We start from the raw sequence: 16,682 nt of genomic DNA, 5'->3' as shown, positions 1-16,682 counted from the left end.
ACAACCCCGCACGAGCAGGGACTACCGGCTCGGATGCACCACCTCGACAGTCATGCGCAACTGACTGATTGATCAGTCAGCGAGCGAACCAACGGCGCCCTGCCGGACCAGGACCGCCACCGGGTAGTGGTCCAGGACCTCGGAGAGTCGGGCGGTGGTGAGGCCGTCCACGCGTTCGGGGGCGAGCGTCCGGCCGGTGAGGAGGTCGGTCCACTCCCCGGGCCCCGAGGGCAGCGGCAGCACGGTGTCGGCCCAGCCCCCGGCGTCGGCCAGCGTCACCGGCAGCCGCGTGGCCACCACCGCCAGGGCGGGCTCACGGGAGCCGCGCACCGTGCGGGCGAAGGACAGGGCGTGCGCGGCGGACGGCCCCTGAGCGGCCAGCGGCAGGTACCCGGTCGGGCGAAGCTCCTCACGGGCGCGCAGGCAGGTGCGGACCAGGTGGAGCTTGGCGGCGCCGGACCCGTCCACGGGCGGACGCCACCCCTGTTCCAACCGGTCCAGGAGCGCGGCGCGGGCCTCGTGGTCCACGGGCCTGCGGTTGTCCGGGTCGACCAGGGACAGGTCCCACAGCTCGGTCCCCTGGTAGACGTCGGGCACACCCGGCCCCAGCAGCTGGACGGCCTTCTGCCCCAAAGCGTTGCTCCACCCCGGCTCACGCAGGGACTCGGCCATGGCCCCGACCTCCGCGTACAGGTCGGCGTCGGCGCGCAGACGCTCGGGCCAGGAGCGGACGCGGTCCTCGAAGTCGGTGTCAGGGGCGGTCCAGGAAGTGCCGAGGCGAGCCTCGCGGGCGGCCTTGAGCAGGTAGTCGACCAGGCGTTCGTCGCTCAGTGGCCAGGCCCCGAGCAGGGTCTGCCAGCCGAGGAGGTCCAGTGCGGGTTCGGGCAACGGTACGCGCGCGCCCCAGCGGTGGACCGCGTCAGCGAACTCCGTGGGGACCTCCGACAGGACAGCCAGGCGGGCGCGGACGTCCTCGGAGCGTTTGGTGTCGTGGGTGGAGAGCGCCGTCATGGTGAGGGGTTCGGCGGCCTCTCGGCGCAGGTTGGCCTCGTGGAAGGCGGCCGTGTCGACGCCGAAGCGGGCCGGTTCGCCGCCGACCTCGTTGAGGGCGACGAAGCGGGTCGCCCTGTAGAAGGCGGTGTTCTCGGTGCCCATGGCCACGACCATGCCGCTGGTCTGCTGGACGCGGCGGGCGGTCTCACCGTGGGGGTCGTCGCGGACGGCGCGGTCGAGGGTCTTGAGGGCGGGTTGGAGGTCGGGGCGGCGTTCGGCGGCGGCGCGCACCGCGCGGGCCCAGGCGGGTTCGGCCTCGGGCAGGTAGGAGCGGTAGACGTCGAAGGAGGCGAGGAGTTCGGTGACGGCCTCCTCACTGCCCTCGGCGTCGGGCAGGGTCGCGGCGATCCGGCGCACCTCCGCGCGCAGGAGTTCGTTGGCGGCGTGGGAGCGGGCCTGGTGGTCGACGGCGCCGGTGTCGGTGGGCACGCCGTGGTCGCGGGCCAGGGCGGTCAGGACGGGTTCGGCGTCGGGGTCGACGAACACCCCGCACACCGTGCGCAGCGCCTCGTATCCCGTGGTCCCGGCGACCGGCCAGGAGGCGGGCAGGGACTCACCGGGGGCGAGGATCTTCTCCACCACGATCCACCCGGGGAAGCGTTCGGCGAGACGGCGGAGGTAGCCGCCGGGGTCGCTGAGCCCGTCGACGTGGTCCACGCGCAGACCGTCGACGCCCCAGCGCAGGATCTCGGCGTGGGTGGCCTCGAAGACCCCGGGGTCCTCCACGCGGACGGCGGCGAGGTGGTCGACGTCGAAGAAGCGGCGGTAGTTGAGTTCGCTGTCGCCGCGCCGCCAGGAGACCAGGCGGTAGTGCTGGCGTTCGTGCACGTCCGCCGGGTCGTCGCCGGGGGTGTACGTGCCCGGGGCCACGGGGAATCGCTGGTCGAAGTGGACCAGGTCGCCGTCGGTGAGGGTGAGCTCGGACAGGGCGGCGCGGCCGTCGTCGCCGTCGTCCGCCAGGACCGGGACCAGGATCGGCCCGGAGCCGTGGTCGAGGTCGAAGCAGCGGGCGTACACGGAGTCGCGGCCGTGCCGAAGCACGTCCCACCACCACGGGTTGGCGTCGGGGCGGGCCACGGACATGTGGTTGGGGACGATGTCGACGACCACCTTCATGCCGAGCGCGTGCGCCCGGTCGACGAGGTCCGCTCGGGCACGTTCACCGCCCAGCGCCTCGGAGACGCGTGTGGCGTCCACCACGTCGTACCCGTGGTCCGACCCGGGGGTGGCGGCGAGGAGGGGTGACAGGTACACGGCGCCCACCCCGAGCCGGTGCAGCTGGTCCAGGAGTACGGTCGCCTCGGCCAGGCCGAAACCGGGCCTCAGCTGGAGTCGGTAGGTCGAGGTGGGTGCCTGCTGCCCGTTCGGGTCGGTGCTGTGCGCGCTCATCACCCAGGACCACTGCCCGGTCGTTCGGCGTGTCATACATGCCCGCTCCTACGGGCGCCCGAAGGCTGGGACAAAGGACCTTCACCGGGCGAAAACGCCTCGTTCACCTCCCGTCCACCCGGAGTCCCCCGTGCCGCCACGGACACGTCCGGTTCCGCACACACCCGCGTTGGGGAAGTCGGTCCGGCAATGGTTAAATTCATCGGCGGTGTTCCATCACCAGCGACGACGCGCCGGGTACCGGCGGCCCGTGGTCAAGACAACGAGGACCACCGACTCCGACGAAGGGGATAGAAGCAGCGTGCTCCCGTCCAACAAGCGCACCCGCACCCAGCGCCGTTCGAGCGCCCACCGGGGCGCGGCCTCGGCCGCGCTGGCCGGACTTCTTCTCGCGTCCACCGCCTGCGGCAGCGACGACGCCGTCCAGGGGGCGGGCCCGGCGGTCCCCGACGACCTGGAGTGCTTCTCGGGGAGCCTGCACGGCTCCGGTTCCAGCGCCCAGGAGAACGCGATGACGACGTGGATCGCGGGCTTCCAGTCGGCCTGCGAGGACGCGCGCATCTACTACGACTCGATCGGTTCGGGCGGCGGCCGCAACCAGTTCATCGACGGCGCGGTGACCTTCGCCGGGACCGACGCGGCCATGGACGCCGACGAGAACGCCGACGCCATGTCGCGCTGCGGCGGTTCGGACACCATCAACCTGCCCGCGTACGTGGTGGCGATCGCGGTGGTGTTCAACCTGGACGGGATCGAGGACCTCAACCTGCGCCCGGACACCGTGGCGAAGATCTTCAACCAGGACATCACACGCTGGAACGACCCGGAGATCGCCGAGGACAACCCCGACGTCGACCTGCCGGACCTGGCGATCACACAGGTCAACCGGGCCGACGACTCCGGGACGACGGAGAACTTCACCCGCTACCTGGCCGACGCCGCCCCCGACTCGTGGCCGCACGAGGCCGGCGGACAGTGGCCGATCACCCCGCGTGAGTCCGCGCAGGGCAACAGCGGCATCGCCGACACGGTCTCGCGGGCCGACGGCGCCATCGGTTACGTGGAGATGTCCCACCTGCACGGCCTGCCCGCAGCGAGCATCGGCGTGGGCGACGAGTTCGTGGACATCTCGCCGGAGGCGGCCGCCAAGGTCGTGGCCGACTCACCGCGCCGCGAGGAGAACACCAGCGAGTACGACCTCGCGCTGGACCTGGACTACGGCACCACCGAACCGGGCAGCTACCCGCTGGTGCTGGTCAGCTACGAGACCGTGTGCCTGGACTTCCCGGACCAGGGCGAGGCCGAGCGGGTCAAGGCGTTCCTGCGGTACGTGGTGAGCCCCGAGGGCCAGGAGGCGGCCTCCGAGGAGACCGACTCGACCCCGGTGAACGACTCCCTGCGCGAGGACCTGCTGACGTCCATCGAGGCGATCGGCTCCTAGGACGCACCTTCGTCCACGGGCGCGTCACCACGGTGGCGCGCCCGTCGCACGCGTACGATCCGGTACCTTACGTACTGTCCGGGTAGCGCTGGGTCACGTGTGATTTGCGAGCGCTGTGCGGTGCGTCCGGGTCCGCCGTCCGGGTCGGTGTCTTCCCCCACCTACCCGGTCGCGGCCGGACCCCCGCCGGGGTCGTCCTCGTCGGGCATCTCGCGTCCGCAGGCCCGGCAGGCCCGGTACCAGAGTGAACGGATCCGGTGGCGGGGCCTGCTGCGGCGTCGCCCGCGCCACCAGCGCCCGCGTCTCTCCTCGTCGTCTCCCTCCTCGTCACCGGACCAGTCATCAGTGTCGACGGGCTCGGTCGGGACCGGCCCCCGGAGCCCGCCCGCGGCCCGGAGCGGCGGCGGGACCGAACGGTGCAGGGTGAGGTCGGTGAGGGTGCCCTCTCCTCCGTGGATGCGGTAGCGGCCGTGGAGTTCGGCGACCACGTCGGCTAGGTCCTCCTCGTCGTCGCACACCCGCATGGCCCGAGCCAGGGCCCGGGTGCGCCAGAGCCGCACCCCGGCGTCGCGGGTGGGCGAGGCGGCCAGGAAGAGTTCGGTGAGCCCGGCGCGGGCCCGTTCGGCGCTGGCCAGGAGCCGGGACAGGGCCAGTTCGCCCAACCCCCAGGCGACGGGTACCTGGAGGAGGAACGGGGAGGGGAACCCGGTCCTGGGCGCGGTGGCGGCGAAGGAGATCCGCGGCTCCCGCAGGTAGTTGGCCTGGATCAGGCGCAGGTCGATCTGGGGGCCCTCGAACCCTCCCGGTGCCGCCTCGGCGCCCTCCCAGTCGGCGACCAGGGTCACCGCGAGATCGGTCTCGGTGCCGTTGAGCAGCCGGTCCACGCAACCCCGGACGAGGTCGTAGGGCGCGCCGGACACGTCCACCACGGCGTGGACCAGCGGGGTGCGGCGGCGCGCCTCGGGGACCCGTTCACGGTAGGCGTGCGGGTGCGGCATGAGTTCGGCCAGGACCTCGGTGCGGAAACGTTCCGAGGGCAGGCGGGTTCGGGCGGTGGAGGCCGGGCCCACGTGCCAGGCGGTGGCGGTGGGCTCGGGGACCATGACGGCTCCGGCCTGCCAGAGCCGGTAGCCGAACTCGGTGTCCTGGCCGAGGTCGAGGTCGGGATCCACACCGCCGGCCGCTTCGTAGAGGCTGCGGCGTACCGCAGCCGCCGCGCCCAGGTAGGCGTGGAAGCCGAGGTGGTCCGCGTCGCGCAGGTCGTCGCTCTGGTCGAGCAGGTGCTCGATCCAGTCGTGGCGGCCCCCGGTGTCCAGGTCGTGGTGGAGGTCTCCGGAACGGGCGGCGGCCAGGACCGCTCCGGGTCCGTGGGGGTCGGTGTCGGTGAAGCGGACGCGGCCGAGGGTGACGCACTCGGCGTGGGCGTGCTGCCAACGGGCCTGGGCCTCGACGAACTCGGGGCAGGCGACCATGTCGGCGTCCATCCACATGAGGATGTCGCCGGTGCTGGCGTGGGCTCCGTAGGCGCGGGCGTACCCGGCGCCCCATCCGCCGTCGGGCGCGGCGACCACGCGGCAGCGGCGGGGTCGGTGGTCCGGGAGCGTGAGCGGTGGCGCGGAGTGGTCGTCGACGACGACGACCTCGAAGAGGTGTTCGGGGTAGGTCTGCGCGGAGAGCGAGGCCAGCGCCAGGTCGAGGTGGGCCTGCCCGCCCCGCGCGGGGATGATGACGCTGACCGTGAGTTCGGGTGTCCAGCGGCCGGTGGCGGGTGGTGTCAGCGCGCTCCAGTCGTTGCGGAAGACGCGGGTCGCGACCCGTTCCACCCGGCCACGGTGCGACACCCCGTCGACATGAGACCCTACGTGCTTATTCAGTGACACAGAGTCACTATAGCGATGTTTCCCCACACAGAGTGAGTGTCGACCCTCCTCGATGTGTCATCGAAGCGGGTTCCGGGCGTCACGAGGGACTGGTCCGGCACTCGCGGGGGCGCCGGAGCGGCCCGAGGGGAGGGGTCAGCGGCGCCGGTCGGAGGACTCGGACCTCAGCATGCGCAGGCCCAGCAGGACGACCCCGACGACCAGGGCGATCATCACTCCCCACACCAACAGGCCGACGATCACCGACAGCAGCCAGAACAGGGCGATGACGACCGCGACACCCGCGGCGACCCTGAGAACGAGACGACCCATGCGCCGAAGGATACGCGGGCACCGCTTCGGGCGGAACCCCGGTCCACCCTCCGGGGAAGGTCGACCGGGGAGCACCGCCCGTGGCGTTTCCTAGCCCGGACGGACGGCGCTGGTGAAGACACCGTCCCAGTAGGCGGCCAGTGAGACCTCCTCCAGCGGCTTCGACGGGTTCGAGCCGTGGATCATCATCCCGTTGCCGGCGTAGATCCCCACGTGGCTCGGCGCCGAGACGTCGTAGAAGAACATCAGGTCGCCGGGCTGGAGCTGGTCACGCGAGACCGGGGTCCCGGCGTTGACCTGGTCGTAGGTGGTGCGCGGCAGGCTCACGCCCGCCTGGGCCCACGCGGCCTGGGTCAGACCGGAGCAGTCGTAGCCGTCGGGCCCGGTGCCGCCCCAGACGTAGGGCTTGCCGATCTGCGCGCGGGCGAAGTCCAATACGGCCTGGACGTCACCGGAGACGGCCGCAGTGCCCGCGGCCGATCCGCCGCCCGTGTCGGCGGCCTCGCCCACGGTCGGGTCGACGCCGCCCAGGCTCTCCAGCACGGCGGCCTGCTCCTCCAGCGCGGCCTCGCTCTGGGTCACGGCCTCCTCGGCGGCCTCCATCGACTGGGCCGCGGCCTGCTCGGTCGCCCCCGCCGCGTTGTACAGCTCCTCGGCGTTCTCGACCTCGGTCACGTAGTCGGCCAGGGTCGCCTGCTGCCCCTCGGACAGGTAGTCGAGGTCGGCGATGTTCTGGAGCGCGTTGTCCGCGTCCGCGCCGAACAGCACGCCCATCGAGCTGTGGGTGGCGCCGGTGTAGGCGCCCTGCACGATGACGGAGACCTGGCCGGACTTGGCGTCCAGCTCCTCCTCGGCGTCCTCCAGGCGTTCCTGGAGGTCCTCGAGTTCGGCCTCGGCCGCGGCGTGGTCCTCCTTGGCCTCGTTGAAGTCCGCGTTCAGCCCGGAGAGCTCCTCCTGGAGCTCCTCGTAGCGCTCACGGGCCTCCGACTCGGTCTGGTCGGCCAGGGCCACGCCGGAGGACAGGACCACGGCACCGAGAGCGACGAAGCCGACCGTCGTCAGGCGACGGGTGGGTTCGGGGTTGCGAGTCAAAGCACCGACTGCCTTTCTCCCACACCCGTTTACCGACACTCGGGCATCCCGAAGGCACGCCGAGGGACGGCGCGGGGATGCGTGGTGGAGGGGTACCGGCGGCGACGGGAAGGGTCGCGGGAACTCGCCGGCGTCGTGACGGCCCCCGCTCCTGGGACAAGGACAGCTGCTGAGCGGGGTGCAACGGCAGATCGGACGCTGTCACCCTGGTGGTGACGAACTGGGGCGTTCCGACCTGGGGGAACACTAATTCATCCCCCGGACCCGAAGCGACCCTTTCGTTACTTGCCGATGGGCAACCCGGTCCTCCCGAACCGGGCACGCCCCGTCCCGGAACCCCGCCGGGGGCGCGGGTGGCGCCTCGTTCTTCCCGTGGATGTCGAGTCAAAACCGGACCAAGCGCGGACTTGACCGTGACGCGTCTCACATCCGGGCGGGGAAGGGGTCGGACACCCGGAGGTGTCCGACCCCGCCGCGTCACAGGTGGCGGGCCCACCAGTCGAGGACCGCCTCGAGCCGGGCCACCCGGTGGCTGGGCAGACCGGAACGCGACAGCTCGTGTCCCTCCCCCGGGAACAGCAGCATCTCGGTCTCGTGTCCCCGCTTCCTGAGCGCCACGAACAGGCGCTGGGCCTGCTCCACGGGGCAGCGCCAGTCCTGCTCGGAGTGGATGATCAGGAACGGCCTGTCGATCCGGTCCGCGTGGCTGAGCGGGCTCTCCTTGGCCCAGGTCTCCTCCGGGCCGTACAGCGGCTCCGGGAAGAACCCCCCGATGTCGGACGAGCCCTGGAAGCTGTCGATCGCGTTGACCGCGCGCTCACTGATGGCGGCGCGGAAGCGCTCGCCGTGGTGGGCCGCGATCCACGTGGTCATGAACCCGCCGTGCGATCCGCCCATGACCCCCACTCTGGAGGCGTCCAGCCGCTCGTCCCCGAGGGCCTCGTCCAGGAAGGACAGGACGTCGACGGAGGTGGTGGCGCCCACCGAACCGATGACCGCCCGACCGTGCTCCTGGCCGTAGCCCGACGAACCACGAGGGTTGCAGTAGAGCACCGCGTACCCGGCCGCCGCGTACACCTGGGTCTCGTCGAAGAGCTGCCAGCCGTACTGGGCGAACGGACCACCGTGGATCATCAGCACCACCGGGTGCGGGCCCTCGCCCTCGGGCACCGCCAACCAGCCGTGGACCTCGTTGCCGTCCTCGGTGCGGGCGGTCAGTTCGGTGACCGCGAGCGGCTCCAGCTCCTGGTCCGCGAAGGAGGTCAGGGCCCGGGCGCCGTCCTCGGCGACGACGTACAGCTCACCGCTGTGTCGCTCACCGGCGGCCGCCACCACGGTGACTCCGCCGGCGTGGTCGAAGGAGCCCACCTGGACGCGCCCGCCGAACAGCGTGGTGCGCACACCGCCGGGGGTGACCAGGTACAGCTCGACCGCGCCCCGGTTCTCACCGGCGACCAGGACACCCTCGTCGGTCGCCTGGGTGCGCAGACTCATGCGGGGGTCCTCGGTCCCGGTGAGTCTCCTGGGAGCCTCGGAGCCGTCGAAGGGCACCGACCACAGGCCCGTCACCCGACCCACGAAGTCGTCGAGATCCGGGCCGAGCTCGTTGCCGAGGAAGTACACGGTGGCGCCGTCCTCGGACAGGCTCACCGACCCGACGCCCAGGTCGCCCCGGGTGATCCGGCGCGGCTCCGCCCCCGCCTCGGGAGGGCAGACCCACACGTCACTGACCAGATCGGCGTCGCGCGTCCCGTGCAGTGAGGCGTCGAAGACCAGCCCCGTCCCGTCCGGGGTCCACGACGGGCGACCGTGGTCTGCGTCCCCCTCCGTGACCTGGACCGGTTCGCCCACCTCACCCGACGGGTCGACGGGGGCGCTCACGAAGACGTGCTGACGTCGGTCGATGGTGAACCCGAAGTCGTCGCTGCGGTACTTCAGGGTGGTGATCCGGCGCGGCGGCTCCTGGTCCGGCGCGCCCTCCACGTAGCGGTTCTCCTCGGGCACCCGCGCGTTGTAGGCCAGGCGGGAGGAGTCGGGGCTCCACGTGAACGCTCCGGTGCCGAGCGGGTGGTCGGTGATCTTCCACGGCTCGCCGCCGTCCGAGGGCAGGACGTGGATCTGGGGGCGTTTGTCCTCGTCGGGGCGCAGGAAGGCGATCCAGCGACCGTCGGGTGAGAAGGCGGGGGCGTTGTCGCGCGTGCCCCGGGTGAGCCTGCGGGCGGGTTCGGAGCCGTCGGTGGGAACGATCCAGAGGGAACCGAGGTAGGCGTCCTCCTCCAGGTCGGGGCGGGACACGGCGAGGACCGCCAGGGCACCGTCCGGGGACAGTGACGGTGCGCTGAGGCTGTGCAGGCGAGCGATGTCAACGGGTTTCATACACGAGTGGCGGCCGCGCGCGGGCGCGGTCCGCCTTCTCCTTCCCATGGGTACGGGGATGCCGATGACCGAAGGCGCCCCCCGGTCAGGGGGTCATCCCACACGGACCCTATCGACGCGCGATCGGCCGCATCCATAGCTTTTGCGCCATTGGTGCGTATTCGAGCCGGGTGGTGTCCGTGGTCCGTCGGAGCCGTTTTCTCCCTCCCCCGCCGCCCTTCGGCGACGGCTCCACCTCGACACCCGAGGTGCCCTGGAGCCGCCGCGTGCGACCACCGGGATCCACCGGTGGGTCTCCCCTCGCCCACGAGCCGGCAGCCGTCTCCAGGTCGGGCGGGTGGGGCCCAGTCTCGGCGCGGCCGCCACCGGGGCGCCGTCGAACCCGGGCCCCCAGCGCGCCCCGTCAGCGGGTCCTGTCGGTCTCAAGGCGGGTGCAGACCCAGCGTTCCCCCTCTCGACGAAGACGGAAGGCGAACACCCGGGTACGGCTGTCGCAGGAGATCACGGCGCTGGCCTCCACCCCGCCAGCGCCGAGCGGTTGGTGGAACACCCGCGTCAGCCGGGGCGCCATCGCGCAGTCCACCGATCCGCGCAGGCGGCGCAGTTCCTCCCGCACCGGAACCGTCACGTGGTCCCGCAGCACCTCCGGGGCCCGCCTGCCGACCAGGACCTCCGCCATCTGCTGCGCCAGCCGGTGCACGTCGCCGGGGGTCCGGTGGCCCGCCAGCGGGGACGCCGCGCACCGGCCCGAGGTCATTCCTCGGCGCGGGGAGCGGGCGGGGGTCCGCACCGGTCGCCACGGGTTGGCCGCGCCGCGGGCGCAGACCGGCTGCTGGCAGGGGTGGCGGTGAGAGGAGTGCGACATGAACGGATTCCTTCCGGGGGGGGAACGACACCCTGACGCCCGTCAAGGAGCGGGCGGGCGCTCTCCCGTGCCACCTGGCATTCCAGGTTTCTCACGACCGTCGACACGGCCGCCCCTCGGCGAGCGGGCCCCACCTGGGAACCGTCATACTTCAAGACGTGACTCACGCGTACCTTTCCTCCCCCGTGCCCGTCGCCCTCGCCCACCGGGGCGGGTGGCTCACCGACGACCAGGGTGTGCGCCGCACCGAGCTGGAGAACACGGCGGTGGCCTTCCAGCACGCCGTCGACCTGGGCTACACGTACCTGGAGACGGACGTGCACGCCACCAGCGACGGCGTGCTCATGGCCTTCCACGACCGCACCCTGGACCGCACCACCGACCGGGACGGCGCCATCTCCGCGCTCCCCCACCGGGAGGTCGCCCGAGCCCGGGTGGCGGGCAAGGAACCCGTCCCACTCCTGGAGGATCTGCTCGGCGCCTGGCCGGAGGCGCGCTTCAACATCGACCTCAAGGCGGACGGCGCCGTCCTTCCCCTGTTGGAGGTGCTCCGCCGCACCCAGGCCTGGGACCGCGTGTGCGTGGGCTCCTTCGACCAGAACCGTCTGGAGCGGGCCCGACGGATCTACGGCCCCCGCGTGGCCACCTCCTGCGGCCCCGTCGACGTGGCCCGCCTCCGCCTGGCCTCGCTCTCCCCGCTCCTGCGCCCCACCGCCAGCCGCACCCCGATCTGCGCGCAGATCCCGATGAGCCACGGCGGTTTCCCGATCCTCAGCCGGGACGTGATCAGCGCCGCGCACCGGATCGGCATGCAGGTGCACGTGTGGACCGTCAACGAGCCCGAGGTGATGGAGCGTCTGCTGGACGCGGGCGTGGACGGCATCATCACCGACAACACCGTCGCGCTGCGCGAGGTGCTCCTTCGACGCGGCCGTTGGAACCAGCCCCCCAGAACGACGAAGAACGGATAGCCCCCCTCGATGTCCACCACACCCCCACCCCCGACGGCGGACAACTCCCCCGCGTCAGACCCCGCGCTGCGCAGACGCGAACAGCGCGGCTGGTACACCTACGACTGGGCCAACCAGGTGTTCATCACCTCGGTGGTCACGGTGCTCATCGGCCCCTACCTGTCGGGGCTGGCCTGCTCGGAGGCGGGTGCGGCCGGTGACTGCTCCCAACCGGGCCTGGTGCTGTACCCGCTCGGGGTCGAGTGGTTCAGCCTGCACCCGAACTCCCTGCACCCGATGGTCACCACGGTCGCGGGGCTCATCCTCCTGGTGATGCTGCCGGTCGTGGGAGCCCTGGCCGACCACACCCAGCACAAGAAGCGCTGGCTGTTCTGGCTGGCCGCCGCCGGTTCCCTGTGCGTCAGCTCGTTGTACTTCACCAGCGACTACCAGGTGGCCGTGCTGCTCTTCGTGGCGGGCAACACCTTCTACGGGATGTCCCTGGTGGTGTTCAACGCCTTCCTGCCGGAGATCGCCACGGCCGACGAACGCAACCGCGTGTCGGTGACGGGGTGGGCGATGGCCTACCTGGGCGGCGGTCTCCTCCTGGCCGCGCACATGGGTCTGCTCGCCTCCGCCGACACCCTGGGGGTCTCTGAGGGGCACGCGGTCCGCATCGCCTTCGCCTCGGTGGGCCTGTGGTGGTTCGTGTTCTCGGTGATCGGCATCCGTCTGCTGCGCAACCGCTACGGCAAGCTCGCGGCCGAGCCCGGTCCCCCGAAGCTGGGCGCGTCGCTGAAGCAGTACTGGCGCACGCTGCGGGAGATGCGCCGCTTCCCGAACACGCTGAAGTTCCTCATCGCGTTCGTGCTGTTCAACAACGGCATCCAGGCCGTCATCTACTTCGCGGGCAGCTTCGCCAGCCAGGACCTCAACCTGTCGCTGGCGATCCTGAGCGCCACCATCCTGCTCATCCAGTTCGTCGCCTTCGCGGGCGCGCTCCTCATGGGGTGGGTCGGCCGCCGGTTCGGCACCAAGAACACCGTCCTGGCGAGCCTGGTCGCCTGGTGCGCCCTGGTCACCTGCGGCTACTACCTGCCGCCCAACGACCCGGTGCTGTTCCTGCTGCTGGGCGCGGGCATCGGCATGGTGCTGGGCGGCACGCAGTCCCTCGCGCGGGCGCTGTACTCGCTGCTCATCCCGCGCGGGCACGAGGCGGAGTACTTCAGCCTGTTCCAGCTGGCCGACCGCGGATCGGTGCTGCTGGGCGCGGCCTCGATCACCCTGGTCGTCAACCTGACCGGCGGCTTCCGTACCGCCATCTTCTCGCTGGTGGTCTTCTTCGTCATCGGCGGTGTGCTGCTGTGGCGCACCGACCTGAAGAAGGGCATCGAGTCCGTCGGCAACACGGTGCCCGACAACCTCTGACCCGCGCGTCCCCGAACGTCGTCGGCCCCGGTGATACTGGGTGCCGACGACGTTCGTGTTCGATGCGGGGGGTGTGCGTGCGGGTTCTGCACGCGGTGTGGTCCAGGGACTCGCTGGTGCTCTGGGGCGAGGCGGACGAACGGGTCCCCGCCGCCCCGGCGACGGGGACCCACCCCGGCGCCGTCGGGGTTCAGGAGCTGCGCGCGATGGCCGCCAAGGCCGGGATCGACCCCGACTCCCCCGACTCCGTCACTCCGGTCCTGTGGCTGCCGGGGACGCGGGAGGCCCCCGCCCCGTCCGACACCGGCGACACCGCTCCCGCGGAGTTCCGCGCCTGGTCGGTCCCGGGGCTGGAGCTGTCCCCCGCGCGGGCCGACGCCCTGCTGTCGGCGCTGGACTCCCTCCCCGTGGCACTCGGCCCCGCCCTGACCCACCTTCGGGCGGTGCACGCCCTCGCCGAAGGGCTGGTCCGAGCCGGATGCGTCCTGCCCGACCTGGTCGGCGACCCGCCCCGGGCCCGGTGGCGGCCCGCCCCGCTCGACACCGCCGAGGAGCACCTGTCGGCGCTCACCCGGGCGCTTCCCCCTGCGGCCGTGGCGCACCTGACCCAGGAGGACCGGGGGGAGGCGGCCCGCCTGTGTGTGCTGGCCCCGCTCGAACTCCTCACCGACGCCGTCGCCCGGCGGTTGGCCACGGCGGCACCCGGAGCCCGCGGGAACGCGCGCCCGGACTCCGACGCACCACCGGCCGCACGGCTGGCGGGCGCGCTCACCGGGGCGCACTCCCGGGTGGACGTCGACACCGCACGGGAGCTGCGCGGCCCCCTGCGGGAGTGGCGGTCCCGGGTGCGCGGAGGCGGCCGGGCCCAGCTCCTCTTCGTCCTGCGCGAACCCGAACCCGAGAGCGCGCAAGGCGGTCCGCGCCCCTGGACGGTGGAGTTCTGGGTGCGTTCCACCACCGACCCCGGCCTGCGCCTGCCCCTGGAACGGGTGTGGTTGGGAGAGGGCGCCGCCTGGCTGCCCGAGGACGTCGCGACCACCGCCCTGGCCGACCTGCGCCGGGCCGTACGCCACATGCCCTGTCTCCAGCGAGCCCTGGGCGACCTGGCCCCGGCCCGCCTCGCCATGGACACCGCACGGGCCCAGGCCTTCGTGGGACAGACCGCCGCCCGGCTCACCTCGGCGGGGTTCGGCGTGGTCCTGCCCGAATGGAGCGGCCGCGGCGCCCTCGCGCTGCGCATGACGGTCAGCGAGGAACCGAAACGGCGCGGGCGCGGCGGGGTGGGCCCCACCGAGCTGGTGGACGTGTCCTTCGAGGCGCTGTTGCGCGGCCCCGGGGCGCAGGAGCCACTGGACGAGGGGGAACTGGACGAGCTCGCCGAGCTGGCCCGGCTCAAGCGCTCCCTGGTCCAGGTGCGCGGCCGGTGGATGGAGATGGACCCCGAACGCGTCGAGGCCGCCCTGGACCTAATGCGGCGGAGCGGTCGGGGGCCGATCCGCCGCGAGGAGGCCCTGCGGACGGCGATCGGCGCGGAGCCCACCCCGCTGCCGGTGGCGGACGTGGTGGCCGGGGGGCCGCTGGGCGCCCTGCTGGACGGCGGGGCCAAGGCCGCGCACCGCCCCATGGGCACCCCACCCGGGTTCGAGGGGGCCCTGCGCCCCTACCAGGACCGGGGTTCGGCCTGGCTGCGGTTCCTGGGAGAGCTCGGGCTGGGCGCGGTGCTGGCCGACGACATGGGGCTGGGCAAGACCGTGCAGCTGCTGGCCCTGCTCACCGACGAGCGCGCCGGGAGTCCGGCGCCCGGGCCGACGCTGCTGGTGTGCCCGGTGTCGCTGGTCGGCAACTGGCGCAAGGAGGCGGGGAAGTTCGCCCCGGGACTGCGGGTGCACGTCCAGCACGGGCCGGACCGGCCGACCGGCAACGCGCTGGCGCGGATCGTGGGCTCCTGCGACCTGGTGGTCACCACCTACGGGGTGGTGACGCGCGACGCCGAGGAACTGGCGGGGATGCCCTGGCACCGGGTGGTCTGCGACGAGGCCCAGGCGCTGAAGAACCACGCCACGGCGCAGGCGCGGGCGGTGCGCTCGCTGCCCGCCGCCACCCGGATCGCGCTCACCGGGACCCCGGTGGAGAACAACCTGGGCGAGCTGTGGTCGGTGATGGAGTTCGCCAACCCCGGGTTGCTGGGGACGGCCGCGGACTTCCAGCGCGCGGTGGCCGACCGGGCCGAGGCGGAGGAGGGTGCGGGTGAGGGCACTGACCTGGTGCGTCGGCTGACCGGGCCGTTCGTGCTGCGTCGGCTGAAGACCGACCGTTCGATCATCGCGGACCTGCCGGAGAAGCAGGAGATGCGCACCTGGTGCACGCTCACCCCCGAGCAGGCCTCCCTGTACAAGGCCGTGGTGGACGACCTGGCGGAGCGGATGGCCGAGGCCGACGAGAAGGAGCGCAAGGGGCTGGTGCTGTCGTCCATGTCCCGGCTCAAGCAGATCTGCAACCACCCGGCCCAGTTCCTCGGAGACGGTTCGGCGCTCGCGGGCCGGTCCGGCAAGCTCGACCGCCTGGAGTCGATCCTGGGCGAGGCGGTGGCCGAGGGCGACAAGGCGCTGTGCTTCACGCAGTACGCGCGCTGGGGTGAGCGGCTGGCGCCCTATCTTCGGTCCCGGTTGGGCGTGCCCGTGCTGTGGTTGCACGGCGGCACCTCCCGCGCCGAGCGCGAGCGGATGACCGAGCACTTCCAGACGGTGGCGGGTCCGGTGGTGTTCCTGCTGTCCCTCAAGGCGGCCGGGACCGGGCTGAACCTGACCGCCGCCAACCACGTGGTGCACGTGGACCGCTGGTGGAACCCGGCGGTGGAGAACCAGGCCACGGACCGGGCCTTCCGGATCGGTCAGCGCCGGAACGTGCAGGTGCGCAAGCTGGTGTGCGTGGGCACCGTGGAGGAACGGGTGGACGAGATGATCGAACGCAAGAGCGTGCTGGCCGACGGCGCGGTGGCCACCGGGGAGGGGTGGCTGGGCGGGTTGTCGGTGGAGGACCTGCGCGAGGTCGTGCGGCTGGCGCCGGAGGCGGTCTCGGGATGAGCTGGTCGGAACTGGTGGGCGGGGCCCTGGGAACGGTGGGCGCCGATCCCGGGGCGGTGGAGCGGTTCTCGGTGCGGGCCGGTGAGGTGGGCGCCAGGGTCCGGGGACACGAGGTGAGCCTGATCCGGACCGTGTGGGAGAGCGCGGACTGGGAGCGGGTGGGCGCGGCGCTGGCCTCGCAGCCGCTGTTCAGGGCGCGTCTGCTCGCCGGTGAACTGCCCGAGGCCGCGGCACGCGTGTTCACCCTGCTCGGCCTGGACCTGGTGCCGCAGGGTTGGGCGGGACTGGTCGCGACGTGCTCCTGCGACTACTGGGGCGGACGGTGCGCGCACCTGACGGCGGTCGCGGCCGCGCTGGGGGCCGAGGCCGACCGTGACCCCTTCGCGCTCACCCGGTGGGCGGGCCGGGAACGGCGCGCCTTGGTGGAACTGGTCAGGACCCGGCCCATCGGCCCGAAGGTCCCCTCGGCCGGTGGCACTCAGTTCGAGGAGGACGGCTCCCCGGGCCATTCCCGGGAACTCAGTGAAACCGGAATCGACGTTTTCGCCGCCCAGGCACAAACAACCAATCCCCTTTCCCCGGCGGGCTTCTGGTCCCACCCCGTGACACCCCCGCCACCACCACTGCCGGAGGGGATCGGAGACCGCGTGAGGGCCGTCGCCCCAGGGCGTGTAGCCGATCACCTGCCCGGTTTCGACCGTTCCGTGAAGCGCTATTCGTAGACGGGCGATGACCCCCGAGGTGTCCGATCGATTTTCTTGTGGAAAACGCCGGTAAGAACGCCGAAACACGGTTACGATTCGCCTGGAGATG

The 16,682-nt window shown here is 72.3% G+C and carries 11 protein-coding genes; 5 read left to right on the top strand and 6 right to left on the bottom strand.

What is annotated here, in order from left to right:
* Nucleotides 1-72: 72 nt before the first annotated feature.
* Nucleotides 73-2,442 carry a malto-oligosyltrehalose synthase gene (treY, locus tag KBX21_RS00445; RefSeq protein ID WP_210840823.1) on the bottom strand — a complete coding sequence of 790 codons (2,370 nt, stop codon included), beginning with the start codon at nt 2,440-2,442 and terminating at the stop codon, nt 73-75.
* Nucleotides 2,443-2,743: 301 nt separating this feature from the next.
* Here treY and pstS point away from each other — a divergent pair, with 301 nt between their 5' ends.
* The gene (pstS, locus tag KBX21_RS00440) at nt 2,744-3,883 is read left to right on the top strand and encodes a phosphate ABC transporter substrate-binding protein PstS (RefSeq protein WP_049579168.1); all 1,140 of its coding nucleotides are present in this window, start codon (nt 2,744-2,746) and stop codon (nt 3,881-3,883) included.
* A 161-nt stretch (nt 3,884-4,044) separates the two neighbouring features.
* Here the strand turns inward: pstS and KBX21_RS00435 are convergent, their stop codons facing one another.
* From KBX21_RS00435 to KBX21_RS00415, 5 genes are all read right to left on the bottom strand, one after another.
* Complete coding sequence (locus KBX21_RS00435) at nt 4,045-5,724, bottom strand: glycosyltransferase (RefSeq protein ID WP_210840632.1); 1,680 nt, start codon at nt 5,722-5,724, stop codon at nt 4,045-4,047.
* 174 nt (nt 5,725-5,898) lie between these two features.
* On the bottom strand, nt 5,899-6,075 hold the full coding sequence (locus tag KBX21_RS00430) for a hypothetical protein (RefSeq protein ID WP_210840631.1): 177 nt from the start codon (nt 6,073-6,075) through the stop codon (nt 5,899-5,901).
* A 90-nt stretch (nt 6,076-6,165) separates the two neighbouring features.
* Nucleotides 6,166-7,167, bottom strand: a complete 1,002-nt coding sequence (locus KBX21_RS00425) for a C40 family peptidase (protein ID WP_049579173.1) — start codon at nt 7,165-7,167, stop codon at nt 6,166-6,168.
* A gap of 477 nt (nt 7,168-7,644) precedes the next feature.
* Nucleotides 7,645-9,543, bottom strand: coding sequence for a S9 family peptidase (locus tag KBX21_RS00420; RefSeq protein WP_210840630.1), 1,899 nt, complete (start codon nt 9,541-9,543; stop codon nt 7,645-7,647).
* Between the two features lie 403 nt (nt 9,544-9,946).
* Complete coding sequence (locus tag KBX21_RS00415) at nt 9,947-10,408, bottom strand: Rv3235 family protein (RefSeq protein WP_049579177.1); 462 nt, start codon at nt 10,406-10,408, stop codon at nt 9,947-9,949.
* A 158-nt stretch (nt 10,409-10,566) separates the two neighbouring features.
* Between KBX21_RS00415 and KBX21_RS00410 the strand changes: the two genes are divergently transcribed.
* The 4 genes from KBX21_RS00410 (at nt 10,567) to KBX21_RS00395 (ending at nt 16,591) form a co-directional block, all read left to right on the top strand.
* Nucleotides 10,567-11,379, top strand: a complete 813-nt coding sequence (locus tag KBX21_RS00410) for a glycerophosphodiester phosphodiesterase (RefSeq protein WP_049579179.1) — start codon at nt 10,567-10,569, stop codon at nt 11,377-11,379.
* 9 nt (nt 11,380-11,388) lie between these two features.
* Entirely contained in the window at nt 11,389-12,786 is a 1,398-nt protein-coding gene (locus tag KBX21_RS00405; RefSeq protein WP_210840629.1) for an MFS transporter, read from the top strand.
* 77 nt (nt 12,787-12,863) lie between these two features.
* Nucleotides 12,864-15,869, top strand: a complete 3,006-nt coding sequence (locus tag KBX21_RS00400) for a DEAD/DEAH box helicase (RefSeq protein ID WP_210840628.1) — start codon at nt 12,864-12,866, stop codon at nt 15,867-15,869.
* Entirely contained in the window at nt 15,866-16,591 is a 726-nt protein-coding gene (locus KBX21_RS00395; RefSeq protein ID WP_210840627.1) for a hypothetical protein, read from the top strand. The genes KBX21_RS00400 and KBX21_RS00395 overlap by 4 nt, the downstream gene beginning before the upstream one ends.
* The last annotated feature ends 91 nt before the right edge of the window (nt 16,592-16,682 follow it).

It is taken from the genome of Nocardiopsis sp. B62, from assembly GCF_018070675.1.
GTDB lineage: Bacteria > Actinomycetota > Actinomycetes > Streptosporangiales > Streptosporangiaceae > Nocardiopsis > Nocardiopsis prasina.
Note: the sequence above shows the minus strand (reverse complement) of the source record. Positions and strands in the feature narration are given on the sequence as shown.